The 920-nt window shown below is 45.8% G+C and carries 1 protein-coding gene; it reads left to right on the top strand.

The features are described from left to right. Positions 1–364: 364 nt before the first annotated feature. A complete protein-coding gene (locus tag IV91_RS0114535) occupies positions 365–721 on the top strand; it encodes a hypothetical protein (RefSeq protein ID WP_031599547.1) in 357 nt (118 codons plus the stop codon). Positions 722–920: the final 199 nt, after the last annotated feature.

The following is a 920-nucleotide window of genomic DNA, read 5'->3' as shown; positions in this document are numbered from 1 at the left end:
TCGCAACTCGTTATAAACAGCATCCGCCACATCCTTAAGATTCGTTGATGCGGTGTTACTGACGTTCGGGTCCGGTATGTCATTTTTCTGAAATATTGAACATCCGCTCAGTAGCAACAAGGTTCCCAAAACACCCAAACCACTCAACTTCATGCTTGTTCTCCCAAAGTATTCAATCGCCTAAACGCCATTAAAAATAAATTCGTCAGTAACGGCTGTTTTGTTGAAGACAGCACTGCGTTGAATTTCGGTTTATGCAATACTTCGTAACAAGAAAGTGTTACATGAAGTTGTTACTGACGGTTTGGCGGTTGGGAAAAATGCCAAAATAAGCGTCAGTAACATAGGCTAAGAGGGAAAAGAATTGCAAACGGAAACGGAAAACCAATTTGTGCAAAAAAACCAGCCCAACGAAATGACGGGTGGAGAACACCTTCCTTCACTGGATTTGGCACAACCCGCCGTCCCCGTCATAACCCGCACAGAAAGAAAAAACGATGCGGATGACAAAATCCGTCATGGCACACAAAACCCTAAAATCGAAAAAACAGACGCCACCATCGAGCAATACAAAAAACGGACAATCGGAATACTTCGCCAAATCGCGTCCGAATCCAATATGGAAGAAATCACTCCATCAATGATTGTCCACTGGTTGTTGAGTGTGATCACCGGATTTGATGGTCTGATTTTCAGGATGGATGATGGGTTGGCGGCTTGATCATGACGAGGCATGACCAGATTCACTCCCTGTTCCAACTTTCAACGAGTTGGGTCGCGAATGGTGTTGGTATGTACGCGGTAACTGAGCGGCGTTGTATTCAGGGAGGATTGACCCCGGCATACTCCGATCATCAAGGATAGATGATCGGGAGGGGGTTACGAATGGCTGTGCTGGGTGAAACGATACAGATCGGAGC

The organism is Ferrovum myxofaciens, assembly GCF_000735045.1.
Taxonomy (GTDB): Bacteria; Pseudomonadota; Gammaproteobacteria; order Burkholderiales; family Ferrovaceae; genus Ferrovum; species Ferrovum myxofaciens.
This window is presented reverse-complemented; position numbering and strand designations above follow the sequence as displayed.